The following is a 14,137-nucleotide window of genomic DNA, read 5'->3' as shown; positions in this document are numbered from 1 at the left end:
GCTCCACACCTACAATCACCACCGCGGACACACCGCACTCGCAGGCAAACCACCCGCCAGCCGCGTCCCCAACCTCACGGGTCAGAACACCTAGGGAGAATCGTGGCCGCCCGGCAAGCCCGCGCCGCTCCTCCCCGGACCGGAGCGCGCCGGGCGGGGACGGCATCTCAGGAGGCCGACTGCGGCGCACACGGCCGCTTCGACGACGAAGCCCGTGATCACGGCGCCCAACTGCGGGGCTCCCCCTACCAGCCGTCGGCGGGGCGGCGTTCGTCGCCGCCGCGGCCGGCGCGATGGCATCCGGCGCGGCGGCCGCGGTGAGCGGTGCGGACCGTCCGTCCGCTCACCTCCCCCCGGCCGCACCGTCCGAGTCGCGCGGGCCCTGCTCCCGGGCCCGCAGCGGCCGTCCGTGCCGCCGGTGGCTGGTGTCGCAGAACGGGTACGTGCGGCTGCGCCGACAGGCACACAGGGCCACCACCGGGCGCTCGGACAGCCTCCGGGTGCCGTCGGGGAGGACCACCTCCACCGGGCCCTCGACCAGCAGAGGGCCGCCCGGCACGACGACCACCCGGGTGGCGTAGCGATCAGCGCCCGCGGACACCGCGCACCACCACCAACTCCTCCTCGCGCTCGCCGGGCCGGATCACTCCGAGCCGCTCGAACAGGGCGGCCCGGGCCGTCATCACCGGCCCGAAGGGCTGCCGCCGCCGAGCCGCCACCTCTGTGCGCAGCGCGGCCGCGCGCAGGAGCGCCAGAGTGGCCGGCACGCCCGCGAGCGCGGACTGCACGACCAGCAGCACGCCGCCCTCGGCCAGCACCCCGGGAACCGTCCGGCAGATCCGGTCCAGGACCAGCCGTCCGTCCGGTCCGGCGTCCCAGGCCAGCGCGGCGCCCCGGCCGGGAGCCGCGCCGTCCGGGTCCGTCGGGACGTACGGGGGATTCGCGGTCACCAGGTCGAAGCGTTCACCGGGCAGCGGGGCCAGAAGGTCCCCCCGGCGCAGCCGGACCCGGTCGTGGTGCAGCCGGGCGTTGCACCAGGCGGTGGCCACCGCCCTGGCGGACAGGTCCACCGCCGTGACCAGGGCCCCGCTGCGCGCCGCCGTGATCGCGACGGCCCCGGTCCCGGTGCAGAGGTCGAGCACCCGGCTGGAGCCGTCCAGCGGCTCCCGGCGCACACAGGCGGCCAGCAGTTCGGTGTCGCCCTGGGGCGCGTAGACCCCGGGCGGGCGGATCAGCAGCATGCCGAGCGGTTGCCCGGCCCGGCACGGTTCACACCTGCCGCACGGCGGCTCGTACCGGGACTTGTCCCGAGCGTCTGCTCGGGTCCGCCCCGAGCGCTCGTCTTCGGGCCGGACCCCGGATCCGTGATGCCGACGTGGCCGGGAGAAGGGACTCTGGTCAGGTGGACGGCAGCGGCGCCCCGGGCGCGCGAGGAGCTCGGCAGCCCGTGGCAGGCACTGCGGGCCGTGGCCGGGGGCCGACGCCGACGGTGGGCGTGGAGGAGGAGCACTTCCTCGTGGACCCCGTGTCCCGGGCCGTGGTTCCCGCGGGCCCGCGGCTGGCCGCCCGCGCCGCGGGCGTGCTGGGGGACCTGGTGTCCGGTGAGTTCACGGACCTCCAGGTCGAGGTGCGGACACCGCCGTGCGCCACCATGCGCGAGCTGTCCGCCCAGCTGGCCCGGTTGCGCCGCGAGCTCGCCGCGTGCGCCGAGGCCGAGGGCCTGGCCGTGTGCCCCAGTGCGACGCCCGTGATCGGGGGCGGCGGCGTGGTGCCGGTGGGCCACCACCCCCGGTACCTGGACGGGGTGGAACTGTTCCGCGGCCTGATGGACGACTTCGCCGTCTGCGCCCTGCACGTCCACGTCTGCCTGCCCGACCGCGAGGTGGCGGCCCTGGTCGGCAACCATCTGCGCCCGTGGCTGCCGCTGCTGGTGGAGATGAGCGCCAACTCGCCCTTCCACGCCGGACGGGACACCCGGTACGCGAGCTGGCGCTCGGTGCTGCGGCTGCGCTTCCCCTCCCTCGGACCGCCACCGTGGGTCGAGTCCTTCGACGACTACCGGCGCGTCGCCGCCGCGATGGCGGAGGTCGGCGGGAGCTCCTTCGCCGACCTGCCGTTCTGGGACACCCGCCCGCACCCGCGCCTGCCGACGCTGGAAGTGCGGTGCATGGACGTTCCGGCCGAGTCCGCCGACTCGGTGGCCCTGGCGGCTGTCGTGCGCGGCCTGGTGGTGACCTCCGCCCGCCTGGCGGAGCGCGGCGACAAGGGACCGCAGCTTCGCGGTGAGCTGTTGCGCGGCTCGTACTGGTACGCGACCCGCGACGGCTGGCCGGGGCCGGGAGCGGACGGGCTGACCGGACGCGTCCTGCCCGCCCCGGAACGCGCACGGAGGCTCGTCGAGCACATCGGCCCCGCGCTGGAGGAACTCGGAGACCTGGAGCGGGTCGCCGCCTTCGTCGACCGGCTGGCCGCCCGGGGCAGCGGCGCCCACCGCCAGCGCGCCGCACACCGGGCCGGCGGCCTGTCGGCGGTCGTGGACGACCTCGCGACCTGCATGACCACCCTGCAGGCCGTCCCGCCCCGGCCATCCGTACGGCGGACCCCCCAGGGGCGCGCCCCCGACGGGTGTGCCAGCGTGGAGGAAGCCGGAAGGCCATGCGGACCCATGTCCACGGACGCCCGCGAACGCCCGGAGAAGCCGATGGACGACAGCCCGGAGCAGCACGGACGCCCGCCGGAGCACGGCGGGCGGGTACGCCGTGACGGGTACGCCCGCCTGAGCGCCGCCGACCTCGGCATCGACACCGTGGCCCTGGCCGAGGACTTCACCCGGCTCGCCGACTCCTATCAGGACCTGCCGCCGGATCCGTACGCCCGTGAGACCCACCGCTTCCGCCGCTACTCGCACGCCGTCCACCTGCCCTGGACCGGCGAGCTCTCCTACATCCCGGGCACCCCCGACGAGGAGTTCGGCACCGTCACGGAGTACTGGCAGGACGAGCACAACCCCGAGTACCCCCGGGTGCGGCGCCGGCTGCCCGACATCCCGGAAGCCCTGCACCGCAACCGGCTGCTCGACGCCCTCGTCCATGCCGACCTGGACCGTGCCCTGTGGCTGGAGGACCTGCGCCGCGTCCCCGTCTACGTCGGCATCCACCTGATCTCGCTCGGCGTCCACGACCAGGACCAGGAGGCGGTGTCCTCACCGAACTGCCTGCATCAGGACGGCGGTTCACCGGCCACCTTCACCTTCGCCCACCTGATCGGCCGCCGGAACGTGAAGGGCGGCGAGAACGTCATCGCCACCCCGGAGAGCGCCGGCCGGCAACCCGACGCGCTGCCCCCGGAAGCGATCCACGACCGCTTCGTACTGACCGAGCCGCTGGACGGCTACGGCGTCCACGACCGGCGCGTCAGCCACTACGTCGGCCCGGTCCGCCTCGGCGACGACGGGAACGAAGGGCGCCGCGACATCCTCATCATCGGAATCGCCCCCTACGCCCCGGGGCTTTGACCGGGGGGTCCACTGCCTGAATCCGCTGTTTCCGCTCGGATGCGCCACAGCTGCTTCCCGGACGACGACATGTACGACCCCGAACGGGAGATGCCGATCACGCCTGGCCGGCAACGCCGCGGTCAGGTCAGCGGGGTGGCGCGCAGGCAGGTGTGCTGGCCCGGCCCTGTGGCGACGTCCAGGGGCCTGGCCACACCGGCTTGGATCTCGACCCGGAAGGCTCCGGTGTCGTCGGCGTAGATCGGGGTACCGTCGGGTGTCCTGTCGCCGGTGGCGTGGACAACGACGATCTCGGGCGGACGATGCGCTCCTGGTGGGCCCGGCAGGGTGATCGCGTAGCGTTCAGGGATGTCCATGGCGGGCCTCATTCTGCAGGGTGCGCCGGCGTCTGTGAGGGCGCGGACGGTGTCGCGGACGGGTGAAGATCTCGTCTGCGCCGGTGATCTGCCGCAGGCGCCGGGTCTGAGGGAACGAAGCGGCCACCACCGGGGCGATTGCGGCGGCGTACACGGTGAAGCGCACTGGGAGCAGAGCGTCAGGACGAGTGGAGTCGCGCGACAGGAGACGGGGCAAGTCGACGATCACACAGGGCATGCCCTCCTTGACCGAGCGCGCCAAGGCGTCCTCCAACCCGCCGCGCTGATCATGGTCGGCCTTGCCGTCCAGGCGGGCGCTGCCGGTTCTCCCGGGCAGGTCTGCGGTCGTGGTCCGCGGGGCCCGACAGGCGCACGCCCTCAGCGGACGGTAGTGGGGGGACATGACCGGCCTCCTCGCGCGAGGGAAGCTGTCCGCTTGTGATCCTGCCCCGCCGCGCTCGGAATCCACCGTCCGGGGCCGCCTGAGTCGCCCGCCCGACCGGCCTCGACGACACCCTTGAGGCACCACGCCAATCGGGGTAACCCCCCCACCCCGCATCCTCGCTGCCCAGAGGCCTCCCGCCCCGCCTGTCCGCGGGCAACGCCGTGGGCGACGGCGACGGGCTGACGGCGATCGCCGCCTGCGGAGGGCACCGTGTAGCGTGTTGCCGCGCCCGCGACCCACCGGGGACGGTATCCATCCAGCACAGGCTGGATGCGATCGTCCGGGCGATGCTGGAGCAGCGTGAAGGCAAGCGCGGTCAGGCTTACGAGGATCTGAAGGCAGCCATCGGGATGGAGGAGCGGCTGTAGGACCCTGGGAGGATTCAGGTCTGGGCGGCGATCGCGACGCACAGCACCGCGACGCCGAGGGCGAGCCAGGCGAGGTAGTCGCCGAGGTGTCCGGAATGCAGGCGGCGCAGCGCCCGTACGGCTCGGGCAGCCGCGTGCCGGTCGGCGGCGGACCGATGGAGGGCGGCCGTGGCCAGGGCCAGGGCGACGGCTGCGGACAGCAGGCCCAGCAGCACCCCGGTCACGGTCCAGTCCGCGGCCGGCACGGGTCCGGGCGGCGTGTTGGCCTGGGTGAGGACGACGGCGCTGTAGCCGTCGGGGTCGGTGAAGACGGCCGCGCCACGGGCGAGGGCGGCGGGGATGGCGGGTAGGGAACCGACGAGGACGGCGAGGCCGATCAGACCGGCCGGGACGATCGTCATGGTTCGCGGCAAGGCGCGCTGCGGGGAGCGGATTTCGGGTTCCTCGCCCTCGCCGGTGGTCTCGTCCCCGTCCGGTCGGCTCTGTGGGGCCGGGCCGGCGCCGAAGAAGATCCGCAGGGCCGCGCGGAGAGCGGCCGCGCCGGTGGCGGCGGAGGCCGCGACGAACACGGCGGGCAGCCACGGCTGCCAATGGCCGGCGGCCTCCTCGCTCAGGGCCTTGCCAAGGCCGGTACCGAACGGCGGCATGCCGGCCAGGGCCAGGGCGCCGACCACGAACAGCACGCCGACGGTGCGCAGGTCGCGTGCCTTGCCGTGCAGCCCGTGTTCATCGACGGAGCCGTACCGGTCCAGCAGTACACCGGTGAGGGCGAACAGCGCGGCCTTCACCAGGCCGTGCGCGGCGACGTACACCGCGGTGCCGGTGGCGCCGTCGGGGGTGAGCAGGGCGACGGCGATGAGGAACAGGCCGACGTGGCTGATGGTGGAGAACGCGAGCAGGCGCTTGAGGTGGCGCTGCTGCCAGCACATCAGGGCGCCGAGGAGTGCGGTCAGCAGACCGATCGCGGTGAAGGTGGTGCGGAAGGCCTGGGGGTGGATGCCGCCCGGGCCGGAGAAGACGGTCCAGTAGACGCGGGCGATGCCGTAGACGCCGAGTTCGACCATGGCGCCGGACATCAGCATGCACACCGGGGTGGGCGCCACCGCGTGCGCGTCGGGCAGCCAGAAGTGGAACGGCACGGCGGCGGCCTTGACCAGCAGGGCGGTGGCGATCAGGGCGAACGCGGCCACGGTCAGCACGTCGGTGTGGTGGCCGGCGAGCTGCCGGCCGAGGCGGGCGAGGTTGAGTTCGCCGGTGCGGGCGTAGAGGAGGCCGATGCCGAGCAGGGAGCAGTAGGCGGCGAAGGAGGTGACGATGCCGAAGGTGAGCGCCCCCTGGAGCGGGCGGGGGTCCTCGATGCGGTAGCCGGTCAGGGCGTAGGCGGCGGCTCCCATGAGTTCGAAGAAGACGAAGGCGTTGAACAGGTCGCCGGTGAGCGCGAAGCCGGCCATGCCGGCTTCGAACAGCAGGATCAGGGCGGGGAAGGCGCCGGCGTGCTCGCCGGTGGGTTCGTCGAAGTACCGCCAGGCGTAGACGACGACCGCGAGGACCAGGACGGCGACGAGCAGCGCGAGTCCGGCGCCGATGGGGTCGGCGGCGAGCACGATGCCGAGGCGGGCGGGCCAGCCGCCCAGGTCGGCGGTGACGAGGCGCCCGTCGGTGCGCGCCCAGAGCAGGGCGAGGCACGCTGCCTCGGCACCGGCGCAGGTGGTGGCCAGGATGTCGCAACCGGTCCGGGGAAGTCTGCGGCCGGCGACGGCGAGCAGTGCGGCGCCGAGCAGGGGAATGGCCACCGCGAGCGGCAGCAGGGCTGCTTCGGTCACGGTCAGCCCTTGAGGCCGGTGAGGGCCTGCGGGTCGACGGTGTGGTGCCGTTTGCGCAACTGGATGGTGAGGGCGAGCAACAGCGCGGTGACGGTCGCGCCGACCACGACGTCGGTCAGGGCGAGGGCCTGCACGACGGGGTCGACGACGGGGCGGGTTCCGGGGGTGAGGTCGGAGTAGACGGGGGCGGTCGCGCCGCGGCGGTAGCCGACGGCGAGGAGCAGGAGGTAGGTGGAGGACTGGGCGACGGCCAGGCAGCCGATGGCGTGGATCAGGTTGCGACTGGTGACCAGGCCGTACAGGGCGATGAGCAGGACCCATCCGGCGGCCAGGAAGACCCACGTTCCCATCAGGTGTCTCCGTCTCTCTGCTGGTCGGGTTCGGTGAGTTCGACGGCCTGGTCGAGGAAGTGTGCGAGCAGGGCGATCAGGCCGCAGGCGACCTCGACGCCGACCGCGGCGTTGAGGACCGGGACGGTGCCGCCGGAGGTGACGGTGTTGAAGGTGCCCAGCGGCAGCACGTTCTTGAGGAACGCGCCGCCTGCGATCAGGCCGGCCAGGCCGACGAGGCTGTAGGAGGCGGCGGCGAGCGAGTCCGCGACGTCGAGGGCGGCGAGCGGGCGCAGCTGCTTCAGGGCCCGGTAGTCGGCGGCCACGTAGGCCAGGTGCAGGGCGGTGGCGAGGACGACACCGCCCTGGAAGCCGCCGCCGGGGCTGAGCTGGCCGTGCGCGACGATGTAGACGCCCACGACCAGGGTGACCGGTAGCAGCAGCGCGCCGAAGAGGCGGGTCGTGGGCATGACCCGCTCCGCTTCGGCGCGGCGGTGGCGTTCGTCGCGGGCCCGGCGCAGCAGCAGGGTCGCCCCGAGCACGGTGCCGAAGAGGATGGACTCCTCGCCGAGGGTGTCGAAGGCGCGGATGTCGAAGTTGACGGCGGAGACGACGTTGGCGGTGCGCCGGTCCAGCGCCGCCGCCACCGCCCGGTCCCCGTAGGAATGGCTGTCCGTGCCGAACGGCGGGAGGTGAGTGCACGCGGCCGTGAAGAACGCGGCGATGACGGCGGCCGCTGCCAGGAACATCGTCAGCCGGGCGCGGGCCGTCACTTCCGTTCCCGCCCGTTGTCGCCGGCGCTGGCCCGGTCGTCGGTGCGGGTGGGTCGGCGGGTGACCTTGCGTACGGTCAGCAGGATCAGCAACGGGGTCAGCGCGGTGCCCACGGCGAGCTGGGAGAGCGCCACGTCGGGCGCCTGCAGCACCGCGAACAGCATCGCCAGGCCCAGACCGAGCACGGAGAGGACGACCGCCTGGCGGGCCGGGTCACGGGTGAGGACCGCCGTGGTGGCGGCGAGGACGACGAAGGCGACGACGAATCCGATCAGCCATGCGTTCACGGCCTGCTCACCGCTTCGGCCTCGGCTTCACGGGTGGCACGGCCGACGGCGATCGTGGTGACCGTCCCGCCGACGGCGAAGACCAGGCCGATGAACAGCGTCTTGGCCGCCCCCCGGCCCGGTCCCTGGTCGACTGCCACGGCCGCGGCGATCAGCGGCACACCGGCCACCGAGGCCGGGGCCAGGGCGTGCAGGCGCGCCAGCGCTCCGCGCAGCCGCAGCACCGCGGCCGCGGACAGCAGCACACACCCCACGCCGGCCCACAGCAGCACGAGCACGATCACATGGCGTGGCGTCAATCCGAACTCCCTCCCCCACCCCCGGTCTGGCCGGCCGGGCGGGGTCTCGTCAGTTCTCGGGCGTGGAACCGTACGGGTGCGCGTCGTGGCGGCGGCCGGCGACGAAGCGGGCGAAGACAAGGGTGCCGGCGGGGGCCAGGACGGCCAGCATCAGCGCGAGGTCCTGATAGGAGGACCGGTCGTACGCCATCGGGAGCAGCAGGAACACCGCGCCGGCCACGGTCGACAGCATCGACGCCCCGAGCAGTCGGCGCACCGCGGTGCCGCGCGCCGCGACCCACAGGCACGTCGGCGCGGGAATCGCCAACAGGACCAGGGCCGCCGCTGTCCAGGCGTTCACCGCGCGCCGTCCGTGCGGGCCACGGCCTCCTCGACCGGTCCCGCGGTCGGGCGCAGAGCGTGCACGACGACCTCGTCGTCGCGGGGCACGTCGATCACGCAGGTGTCCGGGGAGGCGGCGAGCAGCGTGCCGGCCCACCCGGCTCCCGCTCCGGGGCGCAGCCGGATGCGCCGTACCCTCCCGTCTCCGTGACCGGGGGCCATCGCGGCCGTCAGCACGGCCAGACCGCGCACGACCGAGCCCGGCAGCGCGAGGAGCGCACGCACCGCGCCACGCCCTCCTCCGACGCGGACACGTGCGGCCAGACGCATCCTGCGGGCCGCGACCGCCCCGCCCGACGCGGCGAGAACGGCGACCAGCAGCTCGACGGGCGAGACGGAGCTGACGAACACCACCGTCAGCCCCGTCAGGGCAGCACCCCACACCACGGTCTCCACCAGCCGGGTGAGCACCTGACCTCCTGTAGTCCTCCGGGCCGTTGTTCGGTTGCCGGCCACCTGGCGACTCCGCGGCGCAGGCGGTGCCTCCGCGCACGCCGTCCACCGCCCGGCCGTGTCATGGCCTCCGGGTCAGTCGGGAGGCTCCGACGGGCGGGGGTGCCCGGGCTCCGGAGGGGCAGGCTCCGCGGGCTCGCCCGGGCCGGGCGGGGCCGGCGGCTCAGGGGGCGGTTCGGGCGTTCCGGGAGGCGCGGGCGGATCCGGCGGCACCGGTGGCTCCACCGGCTCCGGCGGGCTGGGCGACGGCGGAACCGGGGTGACATCGGGGTCGGGCGGCACGGGAACGGTACCCACGGTGACCAGCTCCTATCGGCCCAGGGCGTGTTCGAGTTCCTTCTTGTTCATCTTCGAGCGCCCGTGGATGTTGCGCTGCCTCGCCTCGTTGTAGAGCTGCTCCTTCGTCGGCCCCTGGGCGCCGCTGTGCGACCGCAGCCCACCGCGACGGGAGGAGGACATGTCCTTCAGCGAGCTGCGGCTGGCGGTCTTCGACTCCCCGTGCCGGGCCCGCTCCTTGTTCACGGTGCGGGCGGCGATCTCCTCGGCGCGCTTCTCGCTCTCACCGCGCTCCAGCGCACTGTCCTTGATGTGCTCGTACTGCCGCTCCCGTTTGGGACTCGATCCGCGAGGCATGGTCACACACTCCTGTCCGATGACTGCGGGGTGCGTGTTCCCCGCATCCGTGAGAGGAACCCGCTACCGGCACCGGGCAAACCGGCTTGCACCCGTCCAGCCGCGCGCCCCAGCGCGTCGGCGAGGCCGCCGAGGGCGTGCGCCACCTGCTGCTGGCGGCTGCGATCCCGGGCCCGGCCGTCGAACCGGCCGTGCGCCCCGAAGTCCCGCCGGGCGTCCACCGGCTCGAACAGGTTGTCCGGGTCCGTGGCGCGGCGCCGACGGTCCTCCTGCTGGGAGTCGAAGCCCGTGCGGGCCAGGTAGCGGTCCAGCAGCCCGGGCACGACGGCGTTCGTCACCAGGGTCGCCACCGTACTGCCGCCCACCCAGTACTCCCTCCGCCCGGGGTGGTCGGCGGCGAACAGCACCGCGCGGGCAGCGACCTCGGGCTGGTAGATCGGTGGAACCGGCTGCGCCCGACGGGGCAGGCGGGACCGGACCCAGTCGAACTGCGGGGTGTTGACGGCCGGCATCTGCACCATCGTGGTCCGCACCCGAGTACCGGAAGCGAGCAGCTCGCAGCGCAGCGCCTCGTTGAAGCCCTGGATGGCGTGCTTGGCGCCGCTGTAGGCGCTCTGCAGCGGAATGCCGCGGTAGGCGATCGCCGAGCCGACCTGCACGATCACCCCGGCATCGCGGGGCAGCATCCGGGCCAGGGCGGCCCGGGTGGCGTAGACGTAGCCGAGGTACGTGACCTCGGTGACGCGCCGGAACTCCTCCGGGGAGACCTCGGTGAACGGGGCGAAGACGGAGGCGAACGCGTCGTTGACCCACACGTCGACCGGCCCGAGTTCTTCCTCGGCCCGTTCGGCGGCGGCCTCCACCGCGTGTGCGTCGGCGACGTCGGCCTCGATGGCGATGACCTTGGCAGCGCCGGCCCGCTCGGCATCGCGCACCGCCGCTTCGAGGCCGACCCGGCCGCGGGCGATCGGCGCGAGCCGGTCTCCGCGGGCGCGAACGCCTCGGCGGTCGCACGGCCGATGCCACCGCTGGCCCCGGTGATGACGATGGTCCGGCAGGAAGTTTCCATACTGCTTCGGGTTTCCGGGAAACAGCGGGGCAAACGGCCCGGCGCCGCGCCGCGTGCGTGGCCGGTCGTCGGGCCGTAGCGTCGACAGGGTGGACATGCCGGGGGCGTGAGTAAGGGAGGCTTCGATGCCAGGCGAGGCGCTGTTCGTCGGCGACACCCCGTGGGACGTCCAGGCCGCCGCCGGAGCCCCGGTCACCGGCGTGGCGGTGCTCTCCGGCGGCTTCGGCGAGCGGGCCCTGCGCTCGGCGGGAGCCCTTGAGGTCCACACCGATGTCGGCGACCTCCTTGCCCGCCTCGATTCCAGCGCCCTCGCGGACCCGACGCACTTCCAGCCCGTACGCGGCTGAGCGCGCGGCCGTGGACGACTCCCCCGACGGCGGGTACACGGTCTCCGCGGAGTTCTACGATCTCCTGCAGGCCGAGACCGACCGCCGTCTGGCCGAGCGGCGCTTCGCCGCGGCCGCCACGCGGGCCCGCCACGCCGTCCTTGATGTCGGCGCGGGCACCGGCACCGCCACCGAGGTCCTGCTGCGCGCCTCCGGTGTGCCCGTCCACGCCGTCGAACCGGCCCCGGCCATGCGCGCCGCCCTGCTGTCGCGCCTGGCGCACCTCGGGGCGGACCAGCGCGCTCGCGTCACCGTGCACCCCGAGCCCCTCGCGGCGACAGGCCTGACGGCCGTGGCGGACCTGGCCGTCGCCTCCAACGTGATCGCCTGTCTGGATCCCCCGACCAGGCGGGCCACCTGGAAGGCGATCTCGGCAGCCCTCCTGCCCGGTGGCCTGCTCCTGTTCGATCCGCCGCCCGCCGGCCTGCCCGACGGGTGCGAGGCGGCGGGACGGCTCGGCCCGGTGCGGGTGGGTCCTGACCTGTACAGCGCCGACGTCACCCGACGGCCCCATCGCGGCGTCCTGCGCGTGGTCTTCACCTACCGCGTCGAACGCGCGCAGGAGCTCCTGCGCGAGGCCCGGGAGGCGTTCGACATGTGGCCCGTCCCGCCCGAACAGCTCGCGGAGGAACTCGATGCCGCAGGACTGCGTGTTGTGCGGGCGCCCGGATCCGACCTGGTGGCGGCTCGCCGTCCCGCTCCCTAGACCCGACCTCGCCCGCCTGCGGGCCTTGGTCCCGTGCCGCACCGGATCAGTCGTCCGCTTCGCCCGGTGGTGTTCCGCCTGGCGCCCCGCCGGCCTCGTCAGCCGGCTCCTCGCCGGCTGCCGGTGTGCCGCGGCCCCCCTCACCACCGTCGCCCGCGGCTGACCGGTCGCCGCCGGACAGCGCCCACCCCACGAGGCTTCCGCCGTACACCGTGAAGCCCACCCCGATCAGCCAGGACTGGACCACCAGGACTGCGCCGACCGTGCCGTAGGAAACGGCGTTGGAGACCAGTAGCGGGGCGAAGACCAGCCGGGAGAACAGCCGGAGACCGGCCAGGGCGACCATCGTGGCCACCGCCCCGGGCACCAGCCCTCGCCGCGGGGCACGGGCCCCGAGCAGGAAGCGCGGAAGCCACCAGAACAGCAGCAGACCGCCCAGCACCGTGGCGAGGATCCGCAGGGTCGGTTGGACGGCGGTGTGCTGCCAGGGCACGCCGCTCCAGGCCGCGAGGACGAGGTAGCCGGTCACCCCGGCCAGCGCGACGACCTGGCGCCCCACCCGGTGCCACGGTCCTCGCGGCAGGCCCCAGATCCGCTCGTAGGCGCCCTGCATCGCACCCGTCAGCGAGACGCCGAAGAAAGCCAGCGCGGCGAGGCTGAACCCGGTGGTCGTGCTGAGGACCTGCCCGCGTGAACCGAACAGCGTCTCGACGGCCTGGCCACCGCGCGGCGACAGCCCCAGGCCGTCGGTGATCCACTGGGCGATCCCGTTGCCGCGGGCAGGGGAAGCCGCCGCGATGACCATGAGCAACGGCACCAGGGTCACGAAGAACAGCGCGGCGAAGGCCAGCGAACGCTGCATCAGCTCGATCTCCAACCCGCGCCCCCACGCCCGCCCGCACACAAAGCGCAACCGGTGCCAGACCGCTCTCACAGTGCACGCCTTCGCACGCCGGTCAGGTGCCAGAACCCGGGGCATCCGGCCGGCGCCGAGCGCCCCGGCGCCGCGAAGTACCCTGCCGTGCCGCCGCAACCACCTCTGCCTCTCGAAGGCGTCTGCGCCCGAAGGGGCCACCTGCCGGGGCCGGACCCTGTAGCGGGGCCTCTCCCGTGTGCGGACGCGGCTTCAGCGGCCATAGGTCGGACAGACCGGGTCAGCGGTTCAGGGCGGGCAGGACCAGCTCACGGTAGGCGTCGAAGAAGACCTCCTGATCGGGGCCGATCTGTCCGACGTAGACCTCGTCGAACCCGGCGCGCTCATATGCGCGCGCTGTCTCCACGTGCTGCTCCACGTCGTCGCCGCAGGTGACCGCGTCGGCAACCATGTCGCGGGTGACGAGCTGACTTGCCTGTTCGAAGTGCGCCGGGGTGGGCAGGAGCTGGGCGAGCTCGCCGGGCAGCAGCTCGGTCGGCCACAGCCGGTGCACCACGTCCACGGCCGTTTCCCGGTTGCTGCTCCAGCACACCTTCACGCCGCCCACCACCTTCTTGCCCTGGCCCCCGGCCTCGCGGAACGCGCCCACGAGGTCGGCGTCCGGGGTCATGGTGACGAAACCGTCCCCGATCCGGCCGGCCAACTCGGCGGCCTTCGGCCCGAACGCCGAGACGTAGACCGGCAGCGGCTGGTCGGGGACGGTGTACAGGCGGGCGTTGTCGACGGTGTAGTGCCGGCCGCGGTGGCTGACCGGTTCCCCGGTGAACAACTCGCGCATCACCTCGACGGCCTCCTCCAGCATCTCGGCCCGTACCTCGAAGGACGGCCACGCATCGCCGTGCACGTGCTCGTTCAACGCCTCCCCCGTCCCGACACCGAGAGCGAAACGCCCACCCAGCAGAACGCTGGAGGTCGCGGCGGCCTGCGCGGTCACCGCCGGATGCAGCCGCACCGTCGGACAGGTCACCAGCGTGGTGACCGGCAGCGAGACGGCCTGCGACAGCGCCCCGATCACCGACCACACGAACGCGCTGTTGCCCTGCGCGTCGTTCCACGGATGGAAGTGATCGGAGACCGCCAACCGGGTGAACCCGGCCTGCTGCGCGCGACGGGCCTGGTCGATCAGCTCCGCGGGGGTGAACTCCTCACACGACAGGAAGTAGCCGTACTCGGTCAATCGGAATCCGCTCCTTCGTGAACGTCCTCCCCCGCCTCGGGCGGCGGCGGCCCCCGGGCACTGTCGCCACCACGCTAGGCCGAAGGTCCTTCGAGTGCTCCCTGACAGCACCACCAGGCCGACGGACTCGACCGCGAACGGGCCAAGCCGGCGAACGGGGCAGGGCCCACCGACCTCGTCCTCCTGGGCAGGTCGCGCGGGCGA

Annotated in this window: 17 protein-coding genes and 1 pseudogene; 4 read left to right on the top strand and 14 right to left on the bottom strand. The window is 73.7% G+C overall.

The features are described 5' to 3' along the window. Positions 1-343: 343 nt before the first annotated feature. Positions 344-601 carry a CDGSH iron-sulfur domain-containing protein gene (locus tag ACWDD9_RS41555; protein ID WP_049649651.1) on the bottom strand — a complete coding sequence of 86 codons (258 nt, stop codon included), beginning with the start codon at positions 599-601 and terminating at the stop codon, positions 344-346. Continuing rightward, positions 585-1,241, bottom strand: coding sequence for a HemK2/MTQ2 family protein methyltransferase (locus ACWDD9_RS41550; protein WP_049649650.1), 657 nt, complete (start codon positions 1,239-1,241; stop codon positions 585-587). Before ACWDD9_RS41550 ends, ACWDD9_RS41555 begins: the two co-directional genes overlap by 17 nt. A gap of 206 nt (positions 1,242-1,447) precedes the next feature. On the opposite strand from ACWDD9_RS41550, the gene ACWDD9_RS41545 reads away from it, so the two are divergent. After that, the gene (locus ACWDD9_RS41545) at positions 1,448-3,514 is read left to right on the top strand and encodes a YbdK family carboxylate-amine ligase (RefSeq protein ID WP_082345199.1); all 2,067 of its coding nucleotides are present in this window, start codon (positions 1,448-1,450) and stop codon (positions 3,512-3,514) included. A 122-nt stretch (positions 3,515-3,636) separates the two neighbouring features. Here ACWDD9_RS41545 and ACWDD9_RS41540 read toward each other — a convergent pair whose 3' ends face one another. Then, on the bottom strand, positions 3,637-3,870 hold the full coding sequence (locus ACWDD9_RS41540) for a DUF6296 family protein (RefSeq protein ID WP_053111950.1): 234 nt from the start codon (positions 3,868-3,870) through the stop codon (positions 3,637-3,639). Positions 3,871-4,476: 606 nt separating this feature from the next. On the opposite strand from ACWDD9_RS41540, the gene ACWDD9_RS41535 reads away from it, so the two are divergent. Further along, a complete protein-coding gene (locus ACWDD9_RS41535) occupies positions 4,477-4,683 on the top strand; it encodes a hypothetical protein (protein WP_117485509.1) in 207 nt (68 codons plus the stop codon). A gap of 14 nt (positions 4,684-4,697) precedes the next feature. On the opposite strand, the gene ACWDD9_RS41530 is transcribed toward ACWDD9_RS41535, so the two are convergent. The 9 genes and pseudogenes from ACWDD9_RS41530 to ACWDD9_RS41490 all read right to left on the bottom strand — a co-directional run bounded on the left by ACWDD9_RS41530 (position 4,698) and on the right by ACWDD9_RS41490 (position 10,730). Next, positions 4,698-6,506 carry a complex I subunit 5 family protein gene (locus ACWDD9_RS41530; protein WP_049649647.1) on the bottom strand — a complete coding sequence of 603 codons (1,809 nt, stop codon included), beginning with the start codon at positions 6,504-6,506 and terminating at the stop codon, positions 4,698-4,700. 2 nt (positions 6,507-6,508) lie between these two features. Beyond that, positions 6,509-6,856, bottom strand: coding sequence for a sodium:proton antiporter (locus ACWDD9_RS41525; protein ID WP_049649646.1), 348 nt, complete (start codon positions 6,854-6,856; stop codon positions 6,509-6,511). After that, positions 6,856-7,608: an MnhB domain-containing protein gene (locus ACWDD9_RS41520; protein ID WP_049649645.1), complete on the bottom strand. Its 753-nt coding sequence runs from the start codon at positions 7,606-7,608 to the stop codon at positions 6,856-6,858. Before ACWDD9_RS41520 ends, ACWDD9_RS41525 begins: the two co-directional genes overlap by 1 nt. Further along, positions 7,605-7,895, bottom strand: coding sequence for a Na(+)/H(+) antiporter subunit B (locus ACWDD9_RS41515; RefSeq protein WP_049649644.1), 291 nt, complete (start codon positions 7,893-7,895; stop codon positions 7,605-7,607). The genes ACWDD9_RS41520 and ACWDD9_RS41515 overlap by 4 nt, the downstream gene beginning before the upstream one ends. Next, entirely contained in the window at positions 7,892-8,194 is a 303-nt protein-coding gene (locus ACWDD9_RS41510) for a cation:proton antiporter (RefSeq protein ID WP_159028339.1), read from the bottom strand. Before ACWDD9_RS41510 ends, ACWDD9_RS41515 begins: the two co-directional genes overlap by 4 nt. Before the next feature lie 49 nt (positions 8,195-8,243). Then, positions 8,244-8,534, bottom strand: coding sequence for a monovalent cation/H+ antiporter complex subunit F (locus ACWDD9_RS41505; RefSeq protein ID WP_053111949.1), 291 nt, complete (start codon positions 8,532-8,534; stop codon positions 8,244-8,246). Then, positions 8,531-8,986 (bottom strand): hypothetical protein, encoded by a 456-nt coding sequence (locus tag ACWDD9_RS41500; RefSeq protein ID WP_117485513.1) that lies wholly within the window; start codon positions 8,984-8,986, stop codon positions 8,531-8,533. The genes ACWDD9_RS41505 and ACWDD9_RS41500 overlap by 4 nt, the downstream gene beginning before the upstream one ends. Before the next feature lie 351 nt (positions 8,987-9,337). Continuing rightward, positions 9,338-9,661: a hypothetical protein gene (locus ACWDD9_RS41495; protein WP_049649641.1), complete on the bottom strand. Its 324-nt coding sequence runs from the start codon at positions 9,659-9,661 to the stop codon at positions 9,338-9,340. A gap of 2 nt (positions 9,662-9,663) precedes the next feature. Further along, positions 9,664-10,730: pseudogene (locus tag ACWDD9_RS41490) on the bottom strand (SDR family oxidoreductase). Between the two features lie 125 nt (positions 10,731-10,855). Here ACWDD9_RS41490 and ACWDD9_RS41485 point away from each other — a divergent pair. Together ACWDD9_RS41485 and ACWDD9_RS41480 are read left to right on the top strand one after the other, a co-directional pair. Then, positions 10,856-11,077, top strand: coding sequence for an HAD family hydrolase (locus ACWDD9_RS41485; protein ID WP_049649640.1), 222 nt, complete (start codon positions 10,856-10,858; stop codon positions 11,075-11,077). A 10-nt stretch (positions 11,078-11,087) separates the two neighbouring features. Then, positions 11,088-11,822: a class I SAM-dependent methyltransferase gene (locus ACWDD9_RS41480; RefSeq protein WP_375877466.1), complete on the top strand. Its 735-nt coding sequence runs from the start codon at positions 11,088-11,090 to the stop codon at positions 11,820-11,822. A 46-nt stretch (positions 11,823-11,868) separates the two neighbouring features. Here the strand turns inward: ACWDD9_RS41480 and ACWDD9_RS41475 are convergent, their stop codons facing one another. Together ACWDD9_RS41475 and ACWDD9_RS41470 are read right to left on the bottom strand one after the other, a co-directional pair. Beyond that, a complete protein-coding gene (locus tag ACWDD9_RS41475) occupies positions 11,869-12,684 on the bottom strand; it encodes a ribonuclease BN (RefSeq protein ID WP_375877467.1) in 816 nt (271 codons plus the stop codon). A 292-nt stretch (positions 12,685-12,976) separates the two neighbouring features. Next, positions 12,977-13,933 (bottom strand): TIGR03557 family F420-dependent LLM class oxidoreductase, encoded by a 957-nt coding sequence (locus tag ACWDD9_RS41470; RefSeq protein WP_049649638.1) that lies wholly within the window; start codon positions 13,931-13,933, stop codon positions 12,977-12,979. Positions 13,934-14,137: the final 204 nt, after the last annotated feature.

This window comes from Kitasatospora sp. NPDC001119, from assembly GCF_053598475.1.
The sequence above is the reverse complement of the archived record's forward strand: the minus strand, read 5'-3'. Positions and strand labels throughout refer to the sequence as shown.

Coding starts and splice junctions, on each gene's coding strand:
- ACWDD9_RS41550 (WP_049649650.1), bottom strand. CDS start 1,241: ATGCTGCTGATCCGCCCGCCCGGGGTCTACGCGCCCCAGGGCGACACC.
- ACWDD9_RS41540 (WP_053111950.1), bottom strand. CDS start 3,870: ATGGACATCCCTGAACGCTACGCGATCACCCTGCCGGGCCCACCAGGA.
- ACWDD9_RS41525 (WP_049649646.1), bottom strand. CDS start 6,856: ATGGGAACGTGGGTCTTCCTGGCCGCCGGATGGGTCCTGCTCATCGCC.
- ACWDD9_RS41495 (WP_049649641.1), bottom strand. CDS start 9,661: ATGCCTCGCGGATCGAGTCCCAAACGGGAGCGGCAGTACGAGCACATC.
- ACWDD9_RS41485 (WP_049649640.1), top strand. CDS start 10,856: ATGCCAGGCGAGGCGCTGTTCGTCGGCGACACCCCGTGGGACGTCCAG.
- ACWDD9_RS41475 (WP_375877467.1), bottom strand. CDS start 12,684: ATGCAGCGTTCGCTGGCCTTCGCCGCGCTGTTCTTCGTGACCCTGGTG.